Source organism: Roseisalinus antarcticus, from assembly GCF_900172355.1.
In the GTDB taxonomy this organism is placed as follows: domain Bacteria; phylum Pseudomonadota; class Alphaproteobacteria; order Rhodobacterales; family Rhodobacteraceae; genus Oceanicola; species Oceanicola antarcticus_A.
In genome coordinates this window covers 505,205-517,698 of sequence record NZ_FWFZ01000001.1, presented here as the reverse complement: position 1 = coordinate 517,698, position 12,494 = coordinate 505,205, and the positions used below count along the sequence as shown (strand labels likewise).

Below are 12,494 nucleotides of genomic sequence, written 5' to 3'. Positions count from 1 at the left end.
CGCATGAGCCGCCTCAACCAGCCCCTGGGTGGCAACGAGATGCCCCGCTTCGGCGGGCCGGCCACCATGATGCGGCTGCCCTCGCTGGACACGGCGGAGGGGCTGGACGCCTGCATTGTCGGCATCCCGATGGATATCGGCACCTCCAACCGGCCCGGCACGCGGCTTGGCCCGCGCCAGATCCGCGACGAAAGCCGGATGCTGCGGCCCTACAACATGGCGACCGGGGCCGCGCCCTTCGACAGCCTCCAGGTGGCCGATATCGGCGACGTGCCGATCAACACCTTCGACCTGAAGAAGTCCGTCGACATCATCACCGCGCGATATCGCGAAATCCTGACCTTCGGGGCGATCCCGCTGACCCTGGGCGGCGACCACACGCTGACCTGGCCGATCCTGCGGGCCATCCGCGAGGTGCACGGCCCCGTCGCCCTCGTCCAAGTCGATGCCCATGCGGACATCAACGAACACATGTTCGGCGAGACGGTGGCCCATGGTTGCCCCTTCCGCCGCGCCTGGGAGGACGGCTGCCTGCTCAACGACAAGGTCACCCAGATCGGCCTGCGCGGCACCGGCTATGCGCCCGAGGATTTCGACTGGGGCCGCGACCGGGGCTGGACCGTGATCCAGGCCGAGGCGTGCTGGCACCGGTCCCTGACCCCGCTGATGGCGGACCTGCGGGCGCGTGTGGGCGACGCGCCGGTCTACCTCAGCTTCGATATCGACAGCCTCGATCCCGCCTTCGCCCCCGGAACCGGCACGGTGGAGCCGGCGGGCTGACCACCTGGCAGGCGCTGGAAATCGTTCGGGGCTGCGCCGGGCTGAACCTCGTGGGCTGCGACCTGGTCGAGGTCTCGCCCCCCTATGATCCGACCGGCAACACCGCCTTGATTGCCGCGAACCTGCTCTTCGAGATGCTGTGCGTCCTGCCCGGCGTCCGGCGCGGCGCGGGGTCACCCGCCGGGGACTGAAAAGGGCTGCCGCCGGTCTTTTCCCGGTGCCGAAATGGCAAGCCCGGGTCGGCCGCCCAGGGATGGTCGAAAAAAGTTGAGCAAACGATTGCATTGGGCCGTGAGAAACGTAGAATACGGCGCGTGGTGAGTCTCGCCATCGCGTCAACGTGAGGAATTCCAATGAATATGAATCGTCGCCAGGCCGTGGCCGGCATGATCAGCCTGACCAGCCCGCTCGTCCTGGGCAGCCGCGCCTTCGCGCAGGACACGATCAACCTGACGATCTCGTCCAGCCACCCGACGGCCATCGCCTGGGTCACGCCGCTGCATACGGTCATCGTGGAAAAGTCCAACGCCATGCTGGAGGAGCGCGGCTCCAACTACCGGATCAACTGGACCGAGGCCTATGGCGGCTCGCTCTACGATTTCAACGACACGCTCGAGGCGGTCAGCCAGCAGCTGACCGACATGGGCTGGATCGGCTCGATCTGGGAGCCGTCGACCCTGCCGCTGCAGAACATCATGTATTCCGTCCCCTTCAACACCCAGACCGTGGATCAGGCGATCAACACGATGAACCGCCTCAACGATTCCGAAGAGGCGATGAAGCGCGAGTGGACCAGCCAGGACATCACCTTCTTCGGGTCCTGCGTGTCGGACGGCTATCACCTCTTCACCAAGACCCCGATCGAGCAGCTGTCCGACCTCGAAGGCATGCGCCTTCTGGGCGTGCCGGTCTGCGCACCCTGGGTCGAGGCCGTGGGCGCCACCCTGGTCAACACCGGCATCCCGGCGATGTACGGCCAGCTTCAGACCGGCGTGGGCGAGGGCACGATCCTGATCGGCACCGGCGCCTATCCGCTGAAGCTGCACGAACAGGCGCCCTTCGTGACCCGCGTGAACACCGGCCCGCTGACCTTCGGCGGCTTCGGCGTGAACACCGACACGTTCAACAGCCTGCCCGAGGACGTGCAGGAGGTCATCGCCGAGCTGGGCCGCGAGTATTCGATCGAGAACGCGCGCCTGATCGAAGAGCGTGAAGCCCTGTTCTTCGACAAGTTCGTCGAGGAAGGCGCCACCGTGACGGCGATGCCCGACGAGCAGAAGCTCGAGTGGGTCAACCGGATGCCGCCGTTGGGGCAACTCTGGGCCGACGGCCTCGAAGAGCGCGGCATTCCCGGGCGCGACATCCTCGTCAAGTACATGGCCACCGTTCAGGAAGAAGGCGGCGTGCCGCTGAGAGACTGGGCGGCGGACCTTTGATCCGCGCCGTCTGATGAGCCGCACCGACGGAGACGCGCAGGGCGGCCCCACGGGCGCCCTGGCCGGGGTGGACCGCGTGATCGGGGGGGTGTCTTCGGTCTTTTCGGGGCTCGCCTCGACCACGATCATGGCGTTCATGTTCGTGATCGCGGCCGATGTCCTCATGCGGAACCTGTTCTCGATCCCGATCAACGGGGTCTCGGACTTTGTCGCGTTCTCCATCGTCGCCTGCGTCTTTGTCCAGCTGGGCAGCACGATCCGCAGTGACAGGCTCATCAAGGCCGAATTCCTGATGGCGGGCTGGGAGACATCCCGGCCCGCTCTCGCCCATGGCGCCAAGGTGGTCTTTTTCGCCACCGCGGCCGGGCTGCTGTGCTTTGCCGTGCAGTGGCTGTTCGAAGATTTCCACGAGGCCTACCAGAGCGGTCAGTTCAGCGGAGCGCGGGGGGCCTATCAGCTGGTGCTCTGGCCGTTCAAGCTTGCGGTCGTGGCCGGCGCGGTGCTTGCCGTCATCGAGTGCATGCGCGTGGCGATCGTGCAGGGCGCGGCCTTCGCGCGGCTGGTGCTGGCCGAGGGCGACCGTCGCGGCCTCTGGGGCCTCGCGCTGCTGCTGGTCCTGATCGCCGGGTTCGTGCTGCTGATGTTCGGCGGCGGGCTCAGCTCGGTGCAGATCGGGGTGATGGCCTTCGTCGGCCTCTTTGTGCTGGTGGCCTGCGGGATGCCGGTCGCCATCGCGCTGATCGCGATGTCCTTCATCGGCATCTGGCTGACCCGGGGCAATATCAACGTGGCGCAGAACGGGCTGGGCATCGCCGCCGCCGGGGCGATCCGGTCCTATGAATTCGGCGTGGTGCCGCTGTTCGTGACCATGGGTCTGGTGCTTGACAGGGCCGACGTGGGGCGCGACGCGTTCCAGGTCGCCGTTGTCGCGCTGCGCCGGCTGCGCGGCGGGCTCGGGGTCGCGACGGTTGCGGCCAACGCGATCTTCGCGGCGATCACGGGATCCTCCATCGCCTCGGCCGCGGTCTTCAGCCGCGTCGCCGTCCCCGCGATGGACGAGGCGGGCTACACCCGTCGCTTCGCCGCAGGGGTCATCGCGGGAAGCTCGGTGCTGGGGATGCTGATCCCGCCGAGCCTGCTGCTGATCATCTATGCGCTGATTGCCGAGGTGTCCGTCGGCTCGCTGTTCATCGCGGCGATCATCCCGGGCCTGCTGCTTGCGGTGGCCTTCGCGGTGCTCAACGTGGTGCTGGCGATCTGGGCGCCGGGCTTTGTCGGCACACCGAAAGCCTTGCCCGAGACCGAGCGCATGTCGGTGCGCGAGATGCTGGGCCGGCTGCTGCCGGTGATCTTCATCGTGACGCTGGTCATGGGCGGGATCTACGGCGGCTTCTTCAGCCCGACCGAGGCGGCGGCCATCGGTGCGCTGGGGGCCTTCATCGTGGCGGGCGCACGGCGCAAGCTGAACTGGACGGTGATCAAGTCGATCGCGCTGGAGACCGGCTATATCACCGCCAGCATCCTGTTCCTGATCGTGGCTGCCAACCTTTATGCGCGCATGCTGACGCTCTCGACGATCCCGATGAAGGCGACGGGACTGCTCGCGTCCTTCGATCTGTCGCTGATCGCGTTCATGCTGTGCTATGTGGTGCTGGTGATCCTTCTGGGCATGATCCTGGACAGCGTGTCGATCATGCTGGTGATCCTGCCCATCGCGATCCCCCTTGTGGAGGCCTTGGGCGGCGACCTCATCTGGTTCGGCATCGTATCGGTCATCGCGATCGAGATCGGCTTGCTGACCCCGCCGTTCGGGTTATCGGTCTTCGTGGTCAAGGGCGCGTTGCCGGAAGGGTTCGTCACCTTGGGCGACATCTTCAAGGGCGCGGCCCCCTTCGTGCTGGTCATGCTGGCCGTGACGCTGGCGCTGATCTTCGCGCCCGTGCTGACTCTCATCCTGATCTGAACGAAAGCGATCTCATGACAAAGACATGCATCACGGGCGGACAGAACGTCTCTTTGGCGCAGGGTGAGCCGGATGCCGCCACGGGCGACATCCTGATCGACGCGGCGGGTCGGATCGAGGCCATCGGGCCCGGGCTGGCGGGGCAGGCGGAGCAGGTGATCGACGCGGCCGGCATGATCGTGATGCCGGGGTTCGTGAACGCCCATATCCATACCTGGCAGACCGGGTTGCGGGGGATCGCGGCGAACTGGACGCTGGGCCAGTACCTCAAGGCAATGCACGCGGGCCTCGCCACCCATTTCCGGCCCGAGGATGTAGGGATCGCCAACCAGGTGGGCCTGTTGCACCAGTTGCACGCGGGCGCGACCACCATCGCGGATTGGTGCCACAACAATCCCACGCCGGACCATACCGACGCCGCGATCGAGGGGCTGAAGGCCGCGGGCGGCAGGGCGGTATTCCTGCATGGCTCGCCCAAGGCCGACCCGAAACCCGGCCAGCCGCATTTCAGCGAGGTTCCGATGCCGCGGGACGAGGTGCTGCGCCTGCGCTCGGGTCCGCTGTCGGACCCGGACGGCCTGGTGACGCTGGGCCTGGCCGTGCTTGGCCCGCAATTGTCGGTCGAGGCCGTGTCCGTCGCCGACCTGAGCCTTGCCCGCGAACTGGGCCTGCCCGCCAGCATGCACATCAGTGCGCCGAACATGATGTGGCCGGAGGGGCTCGCGGCGCTGGACGCCATGGGCCTGCTGGGACCGTGGGTGAATATCACCCACGCTAACTGTCTGTCGGACGAGGATCTGGGCCGGGTCGTCGCAGCCGGCGTCAGCATCTCGGTGACGCCGGAGGTTGAGCTTCAGATGGGCTTCGGCGAGCCGCTGACCAACCGTGTGCGGGCGCTGGGCGGCAATGCCCAGCTGTCGCTGGGGACCGATATCGAATCCGGCATGGCCGGAGAGATGTTCTCGGTCGCGCGGTTCGCGCTCCAGGCGGCGCGGCACGAGCTGACGCTTGCGTCCCGCCGCGAGACCGGGATGCCCCCGGCCGAGACCGGCCTGTCGGCGCGCGAGGCGCTGGAATGGGCGACCATCGGCGGGGCGCGGATGCTGGGGCTCGACGACCGGATCGGCACGCTGGAGCCGGGCAAGCTGGCCGACATCATCCTTGTCGACGCCAAAGGCATCAACATGCGCCCGGTGCATGACCCGATCGCCTCGGTGCTGTTTCATGCCGGGCCGCGCGATGTGGACACAGTGCTGGTCGGCGGCCGGATCGTGAAGCGGGGCGGGGCGCTTGTGGGCGCCTCGATTGAGCCGCTGATCGACCGGCTGGAGGCCTCGGGCCGCCGCATCATGCAGGATTTCACTGCCGCCACGGCGTGATCGCCCGGACGGCCGCGATGGCCCGGCCCGAGGCCGGGCCGGCTTTCTGGCCGGCAGCCGGTGCCTGTCAGATCGCCAGATATTGCGACCGCAGCGCGTCGTCTTCCAGCACTTCGCGGGCCGAGCCGTCGAACACCACCTTGCCGATATCGAGGATCACCGCGCGGTCGGCGAGCTTCAGGGCCGCAACCGCGTTCTGCTCGACGATGACGGTCGTGATGCCCTGGTCGCGGATGATCTGCAGGGTCTTGGCGATCTCCTGCACGATGACCGGGGCCAGCCCCTCGTAGGGTTCGTCCAGCAGCAGCACCTTGATGTCGCGGCACAGGGCGCGGGCGATGGAGAGCATCTGCTGCTCGCCGCCCGACAGGGTCACGCCCTCCTGCTTGCGGCGTTCGCCGAGGCGGGGGAAGAGGTCGTAGACCCGGTCGATCGACCAGCCCTTGGGCGGGGCGATCTGGGCCAGTTGCAGGTTCTCCTCGACCGTCAGGCCGGGGATGATCCGCCGGTCCTCAGGGACAAGCCCGATCCCCGCGGCCGACGCCTGGTGGGCGCGCATCTCGTGCAGGGGCTGGTGGTCCAGCCAGATCTCGCCGTGCTTGAGCGCCGGGCTGTCCAGCCGCGCGATGGTGCGCAGGGTCGAGGTCTTTCCGGCGCCGTTGCGGCCCAGAAGGGCGAGGATCTCGCCCTCGTGGATGTCGAAGCTGACACCCTGAACGATGTAGCTTTCGCCGTAATAGGCCTCGACGTTCCAGACGCTGAGGAACTTGGAATGGGTCGAGGCCATGTTCCGGTGCTTGTCGAAGCTGCCCTCGGGGCGGAGCTCTTCTACGTGGGTCATGATGTGTCTCTCCTCAGACCTGGGCTTCGCCGAGATAGGCTTCGCGGACCTTGGGGTGGCCCTTGATGTTGTCCGGCGTGTCCTCGACCAGCGGGGTGCCCTGGGCCAGCACGGTGATCCGCTCGGCCATCGAGAACACGACGTTCATGTCGTGCTCGATGATGCACATGGTGATGTCGCGCCGGTCGCGGATCTTCTTCAGAAGGTCGATCGTGTTGTTGGTGTCGGCCCGTGCCATGCCTGCCGTCGGCTCGTCCAGAAGCAGCAGTTTCGGCTTTTGCACCAGACACATGGCCATCTCGAGGCGACGCTTGTCGCCGCGCGACATGGTGCCGGCGTGGTGGTCGCGCTTGTCGGCCATGTTGACGTCCTCGAGCATGTGCAGCGCCATGTCGCGCAGCTCCGCCTCCGAGGAGACCTGTTCGACCGCATGCATCCGGAAGGCGCCGTCGCGCTTGGCGAAACAGGGGATCAACACGTTCTCGAGCACCGAGAGATCGGCGAAGATCTCGGGCGTCTGGAAGACCCGCGAGATGCCCATCTGATTAATCTCGAACGGTTTGCGGCCCAGAACCGACTGGCCGTCGAACATCACCGACCCGCTGTCGGGGATCAGTTTGCCCACCAGGCAGTTCAGCAGGGTGGACTTGCCCGCCCCGTTGGGGCCGATGATCGCGTGGCAGGTGTTTTCCGTCACGCTGAGGTTCACGTCACCGAGCGCCTGCAGGCCGCCGAAGCGCTTGTTGACGCCTTTGACTTCGAGGATTCCCATGTCTCCGGCTCCTTATTCGGCGGGTGTCTTGGAGGCGTCGGCCTCGGCGTCAGTTTGCTTGCCCTTGCGGCGGCGGAACAATCTGCCGATGCGCTGGCCGCCCTCGACAAGGCCGCCGGGCAGGAAGATGACGACGAGCATGAACATCAGGCCTAGCGTCAGGTGCCAGCCCTTGCCGACGAAGGGATGCACGATGGTGACGAGGAAATCCTCGATCCCGTCGGGCAGCACCGCGAACCAGGTGTGCAGGACATTGTCGTTGATCTTCGAGAAGATGTTCTCGAAGTACTTGATGAAGCCCGCGCCCAGGACCGGCCCGATCAGGGTGCCGGCGCCGCCGAGGATTGTCATCAGCACGACCTCGCCCGAGGCGGTCCACTGCATCCGCTCGGCACCGGCCAGGGGGTCCATGGAGGCCAGCAGGCCACCGGCGAGCCCTGCATACATCCCCGAGATCACGAAGGCCGCAAGGGTGTAGGGGCGCGAGTTCAGGCCGGTGTAGTTCAGCCGCTGCTGGTTCGATTTGACCGCGCGCAGCATCAGTCCGAAAGGCGAGCGGAAGATCCGCACCGACAGGTAGAACGCGGCGAGCATGATCAGGGCGCAGACGTAGTAGCCGGCGCTGAAATCCCAGGACCAGGGGCCGAGGTTCACCGTCTCGGTCGCCCGCATCTCCAGCCCGAACAGGTTGGTGACGGGCAGGGATCCGGCCGACCCGGCGCCGTCGAGGATGCGCGGATCGTCGAGTGATAGCTGAAGGCCGGTCTCGCCGTTGGTGATCGGGGTGAGCACCGAGTAGGCCAGGTTGAACGACATCTGCGCGAAGGCGAGCGTAAGGATCGAGAAGTAGATCCCCGAGCGCCGCAGCGATACGTAGCCGATGACCAGGGCGAAAACGCCCGAGATCAGCACCGCCAGAAGGATCGCGGGCAGGACGTTCATGCTGAGGAGCTTGAACATCCAGACCGCCGAGTAGCTGCCCACCCCCAGAAAGGCCGCGTGGCCGAACGAGAGGTAGCCGGTGAGGCCGAACAGAATGTTGAAACCGATGGCGAAGATGCCGAAGATCACGAAGCGTTGCATCAGGTCCGGATAACCCGCGTTGAACTGCGCCATGGCGCTGTCGACGGGGAAGGGGTTCAGGATGATCGGCGCGAACATCGTCAGGATGGCGACGGCGATCAGCAGGGTGGTGTCCTTGCGGTTGAGACCGAGCATGGGTCAGTCCTCCATCACGCCCTTGCGGCCCATGAGGCCACGAGGACGGGTCAACAGAATGGCGATAGCGACGAGGTAGATGATGATCTGGTCGATCCCCGGAAGGATGTCCTTGATCCAGTTCATCGAGGCGAAGCTCTGAAGGATGCCCAGCAGGAACCCCGCGAGGACCGCACCGGGCAGCGAGCCCATGCCGCCGACGACCACAACGACGAAGGAGAGCACGAGGAAATCCATGCCCATATGGTAATTCGGCGAGTTGATCGGCGTGTACATCACCCCGGCCAGGCCTGCGACCGCCGCCGCGATGCCGAACATCATGGTGAAGCGCTTGTCGATATCGATGCCGAGCAGGCCCACGGTCTCGCGGTCGGCCATGCCGGCGCGGACCACCATGCCGAAGGTGGTGAATTGCAGGAAGGCGAAGACGGCGGCGATGACGATGGCCGAGAAGAAGAAATAGACCAGGCGCCAGTAGGGATAGATGATCGTGTTCGGATCGAAGCCCAGCCAGACGCCGAAATCGAGGCTGCCGGTGAAGGCCGGGGGCGCCGGGGTGGGGATCGGATTGGCGCCGTAAATCTGCTTGACGACCTCTTGCAGCACGATGGCGAGGCCGAAGGTCACGAGGATCTGGTCCGCGTGGGGCCGCTTGTAGAAATGCTTGATCAGGCCGCGTTCCATGACGTAGCCGACGAAGAGCATGATGGGGATCGCGAAAAGAATTGCCAGCGGCACCGACCAGTCGATGATCGTCTGCCCGGCGGATTCCCCGAACCAGCTGTGGACGTAGGGGATATCCACCTTCATCGGGTTGCCTAGGAAGTCGGTCCGTGTGTCGTCCACGATCTCGTAGGAATAGCTGAGGATCCGCGACAGGGTGACGGCACAGAATGAGCCGATCATGAACAACGCGCCGTGGGCGAAGTTCACGACGCCGAGCGTGCCGAAAATGAGCGTCAGCCCCAGCGCAATGAGCGCGTAGGCTGAGCCCTTGTCGAGCCCGTTCAGGGTTTGCAGGATGATGGCGTCCATGTCCCCACCTTCATGGCTGGATTTTCGAGAAAGGCTCCGACCCCGGAGCTTGGGGTAGGATGGGAGATATCTCCCATCCTACGATCGGGCGTCAGGCGCCCGGATTGCACTCGCCGAGCGCACCGCCGGCGAACATCGGATGATCGACGTCGTAGGTGACCTGCTCCGCAGGCGTCACTTCGACGATTTCCACCAGGTCGAACTCGTTTTCCGGGTTCTCCTTGCCGCGCACGACGACAACGTCCTTGAAGCACTGGTGATCGCCCGCCCGGTAGAGCGTGGGGCCGTTGCCGAGACCGTCGAACTCGTAACCCTCCAGCGCTTCGGCCACTGCACAGGGGTTGAAGCTGCCCGCGCGGGTCACGGCATCGGCATAGAGCAAGGTCTGCGCGTAGCAGGTCTGCGCGGCCTGGGACGGCGGGAAGCCGTACTTGGTGCCGAAGGACTGCACGAAGGCGTTGGTGCCGGCATAGCGCGAGCCCAGCTGGTTCTCGATCTTCCAGTCCCAGTTCTGCGAGCCCGGGATGCCGACGATGTTCGCGCCTGCACCGCGCGCCATCAGCTCGGAGTAGAGCGGCACGACGATCTCGAATTGCTTGCCGTTGGCCATGGCGTCGCGCAGGCCGAACTGCACCGCGTTGGTCAGCGAGTTGACCATGTTGCCGCCATAGTGGTTGAGCACCAGCACGTCGGCGCCCGAGTTCAGGACCGGCGCGATATAGGCCGAGAAGTCGGTTTCGGCCAGCGGGGTCAGCACGTTGTTGACGGTGTTCCAGCCGATCGCTTCGGTCGCGGCGGCAATCGATTCCTGCTGGGTCCAGCCCCAGGTGTAGTCCGCCGTCAGGTGATAGGCGTTGCGGTCGGCCCCGTAGAGCGACTGCAGCACCGGCGCCAGCGCCGCCGCCGACATGTAGGCGTTGAAGAAGTGCCGGAAGCCGTTGGCCTTCTTGTCCTTGCCCGTGGTGTCGTTGGAATGCGTGAGGCCGGCCATGAAGATCACGCCAGCTTCCTGGCACAGGCCCTGCACGGCGACCGCGACACCGGAGGAGGAGCCGCCGGAGATCATGATCGCGCCGTCCTTCTCGATCATCGAGCGGGCGGAGGCGCGGGCCGCGTCGGACTTGGTCTGGGTGTCGCCGGTCACGTACTTGACCTCGCGGCCCAGGATGCCGGTTCCGTCCAGTACATTGGAGGAGAACGTGTTCAGCATGCCGCCGTCGCCGCCGCCGTTGAGATGCTCGACGGCCAGCTCGAATGCGCGCAGCTCGTCGGCGCCCTCATCGGCATAGGGGCCTGACTGCGGGACGTTGAACCCGAGCACGACCTCGCTGTCGCCGGGGGCGTTGGTGAAACCTGTGTGTGCGGCCGCCGACAGATAGGTCGGCAAGGCGAGCCCGGCGCCGGCAACGGCCCCGGTCTTCAACACGCCGCGACGGGTGAAGTTTGATTTGGACATATAATCCTCCCTGGTGTGGATGACGCACGCCGGGTCTCCTCTCCCGTCGGGCGCAACGCTACTGGAGCGTGGGGGCACTATCGCGCCAAGCAGGAAAAGCGTGCAACAAGTGCCTCAAAGATGGAGCTTTTTTTGTAAAGACTTACACACGGTGATTGTCTATTGTGTAAAAGGGTTTTCTTGCAAGTGCAGAAACCCGCTGGTTTTGCTTGAGGTTTTCCAATGCCGCAGCGTCAGTTCACCGGCAGCCGGATCCGCGAGAGGCGTCTGGACCGCGGGCTGCGCCAGTCCGATCTGGCCAAGCGGGCCGGGATCTCTCCGTCCTACCTGAACCTGATCGAACACAACCGCCGCAGAATCGCGGGCAAATTGCTGAACGAGATCGCCCGTGCGCTCCAGATCGACCCCCAGGCGCTGAGCGAGGGCGCGGAGAGCGCGACGGTCGACGCCCTGCGCCGCGCTGCGGCACGGCCCGAGACGCGCGGCGCCGTGCCGGTGGATCCGGAACTGGACCGGATCGAGGAATTCGCCGGCCGCTTTGCCGGCTGGGCGGGGCTCGTGGCCGCGCAGGAACGTCGGATCGACACGCTGGAGGCGCGGGTGCGCGGCCTGTCGGATCGTCTGTCCCATGACCCGCAGCTGGCGACCTCGCTGCACGAGGTGATCTCGGCCGTGACCTCGATCCGCTCGACCTCGGCGATCCTCAGCGGGGCGGAAGAGCTCGACGCCGATTGGCAGCGACGGTTTCACCGCAATATCGACAACGACGCCCAGAGGCTCGCCGAGAGCAGCCAGGCGCTGGTGCGCTATCTCGACACGACGAGTTCCGACCGGGCCGCACCGCTCTCGGCGCTCGAGGAGGCCGATGCGCTCTTCGAGCCGGGAAACGGCCATCTTGCGCGAATCGAGGCGGAGGGGGCCGATGCCATCCCCGCGATCGTCGCCGAAAGCGCGGCGCTGGTGTCCGATGCCGGCCGGCTGGTGGCGGCCGCGCGGCTGGCCCGCTATGCCGCCGACGCCGCGGCGCTGCCGCTGGCGCAGTTCTCGGCATTGGCCCTGGTCGAAGCCCATGATCCGCTGGCGCTGGTGCGGGCGTCCGGTGCGCCGCTGGACCGGGTGCTGCGACGGCTCAAGGCGCTGCCGCCGGAGCTGGGGCATCCGGTCACCGGGCTGGTCGTCGCCGACAGCGCGGGTGTTCTGACCGCGATGGATGCGATGGCCGGGGTCGATCTGCCGCGCGCCGGCGGGACCTGTCCGCTCTGGCCGGTGTTCGAGGCGCTGGGGCAACCCGGCCGCGCGATCCGCGTCCTGGTGCAGCTGCCAGGGCCGCAATCGGCGCCGCTTCTGGCCTATGCCGTGGCCCTGCCCAAGGGGGCGGCGGATTACAGGGCGCCGGTGGTGCTCGAAGCGACGATGCTGTATCTCTCGGCCCCCGCCGAGGGCGCGGCGGGGCAGTCGCCGCCCGAGCCCATCCGCCCGGTCGGGCTGGCCTGCCGCATCTGTTCGCGTGACGCCTGCACCGCGCGGCGCGAGCCGTCGATCCTCCGCGCGGCCGCCGCGCCCACCGCGGGCTGACCGGCGCCCAACCGATCTTTGACACCGGCCCGGATTGCC

The 12,494-nt window shown here is 66.4% G+C and carries 9 protein-coding genes and 1 pseudogene; 5 read left to right on the top strand and 5 right to left on the bottom strand.

Features of this window, described 5'->3' with window-relative positions; genetic code table 11:
* The first annotated feature begins 3 nt into the window (after positions 1 to 3).
* The 4 genes and pseudogenes from speB (at position 4) to ROA7023_RS02450 (ending at position 5,558) form a co-directional block, all read left to right on the top strand.
* A pseudogene (gene speB / locus ROA7023_RS02465) lies at positions 4 to 971 on the top strand (agmatinase).
* Between the two features lie 162 nt (positions 972 to 1,133).
* Positions 1,134 to 2,216 carry a C4-dicarboxylate TRAP transporter substrate-binding protein gene (locus ROA7023_RS02460; protein ID WP_085877397.1) on the top strand — a complete coding sequence of 361 codons (1,083 nt, stop codon included), beginning with the start codon at positions 1,134 to 1,136 and terminating at the stop codon, positions 2,214 to 2,216.
* 13 nt (positions 2,217 to 2,229) lie between these two features.
* The gene (locus ROA7023_RS02455; RefSeq protein ID WP_085877396.1) at positions 2,230 to 4,179 is read left to right on the top strand and encodes a TRAP transporter large permease subunit; all 1,950 of its coding nucleotides are present in this window, start codon (positions 2,230 to 2,232) and stop codon (positions 4,177 to 4,179) included.
* 14 nt (positions 4,180 to 4,193) lie between these two features.
* Positions 4,194 to 5,558, top strand: a complete 1,365-nt coding sequence (locus tag ROA7023_RS02450) for an amidohydrolase family protein (RefSeq protein ID WP_085877395.1) — start codon at positions 4,194 to 4,196, stop codon at positions 5,556 to 5,558.
* 67 nt (positions 5,559 to 5,625) lie between these two features.
* Here ROA7023_RS02450 and ROA7023_RS02445 read toward each other — a convergent pair whose 3' ends face one another.
* The 5 genes from ROA7023_RS02445 to ROA7023_RS02425 all read right to left on the bottom strand — a co-directional run bounded on the left by ROA7023_RS02445 (position 5,626) and on the right by ROA7023_RS02425 (position 10,880).
* A complete protein-coding gene (locus ROA7023_RS02445; RefSeq protein WP_085877394.1) occupies positions 5,626 to 6,399 on the bottom strand; it encodes an ABC transporter ATP-binding protein in 774 nt (257 codons plus the stop codon).
* A gap of 13 nt (positions 6,400 to 6,412) precedes the next feature.
* Complete coding sequence (locus ROA7023_RS02440; RefSeq protein WP_085877393.1) at positions 6,413 to 7,171, bottom strand: ABC transporter ATP-binding protein; 759 nt, start codon at positions 7,169 to 7,171, stop codon at positions 6,413 to 6,415.
* Positions 7,172 to 7,183: 12 nt separating this feature from the next.
* On the bottom strand, positions 7,184 to 8,389 hold the full coding sequence (locus ROA7023_RS02435) for a branched-chain amino acid ABC transporter permease (RefSeq protein WP_085877392.1): 1,206 nt from the start codon (positions 8,387 to 8,389) through the stop codon (positions 7,184 to 7,186).
* Positions 8,390 to 8,392: 3 nt separating this feature from the next.
* On the bottom strand, positions 8,393 to 9,424 hold the full coding sequence (locus ROA7023_RS02430; protein WP_085877391.1) for a branched-chain amino acid ABC transporter permease: 1,032 nt from the start codon (positions 9,422 to 9,424) through the stop codon (positions 8,393 to 8,395).
* A gap of 91 nt (positions 9,425 to 9,515) precedes the next feature.
* Positions 9,516 to 10,880: a substrate-binding protein gene (locus tag ROA7023_RS02425; protein ID WP_085877390.1), complete on the bottom strand. Its 1,365-nt coding sequence runs from the start codon at positions 10,878 to 10,880 to the stop codon at positions 9,516 to 9,518.
* Positions 10,881 to 11,102: 222 nt separating this feature from the next.
* On the opposite strand from ROA7023_RS02425, the gene ROA7023_RS02420 reads away from it, so the two are divergent.
* Positions 11,103 to 12,455 (top strand): helix-turn-helix transcriptional regulator, encoded by a 1,353-nt coding sequence (locus ROA7023_RS02420; RefSeq protein WP_085877389.1) that lies wholly within the window; start codon positions 11,103 to 11,105, stop codon positions 12,453 to 12,455.
* Positions 12,456 to 12,494: the final 39 nt, after the last annotated feature.

Coding starts and splice junctions, on each gene's coding strand:
- ROA7023_RS02460 (WP_085877397.1), top strand. CDS start 1,134: ATGAATATGAATCGTCGCCAGGCCGTGGCCGGCATGATCAGCCTGACC.
- ROA7023_RS02455 (WP_085877396.1), top strand. CDS start 2,230: ATGAGCCGCACCGACGGAGACGCGCAGGGCGGCCCCACGGGCGCCCTG.
- ROA7023_RS02450 (WP_085877395.1), top strand. CDS start 4,194: ATGACAAAGACATGCATCACGGGCGGACAGAACGTCTCTTTGGCGCAG.
- ROA7023_RS02445 (WP_085877394.1), bottom strand. CDS start 6,399: ATGACCCACGTAGAAGAGCTCCGCCCCGAGGGCAGCTTCGACAAGCAC.
- ROA7023_RS02440 (WP_085877393.1), bottom strand. CDS start 7,171: ATGGGAATCCTCGAAGTCAAAGGCGTCAACAAGCGCTTCGGCGGCCTG.
- ROA7023_RS02435 (WP_085877392.1), bottom strand. CDS start 8,389: ATGCTCGGTCTCAACCGCAAGGACACCACCCTGCTGATCGCCGTCGCC.
- ROA7023_RS02430 (WP_085877391.1), bottom strand. CDS start 9,424: ATGGACGCCATCATCCTGCAAACCCTGAACGGGCTCGACAAGGGCTCA.
- ROA7023_RS02425 (WP_085877390.1), bottom strand. CDS start 10,880: ATGTCCAAATCAAACTTCACCCGTCGCGGCGTGTTGAAGACCGGGGCC.
- ROA7023_RS02420 (WP_085877389.1), top strand. CDS start 11,103: ATGCCGCAGCGTCAGTTCACCGGCAGCCGGATCCGCGAGAGGCGTCTG.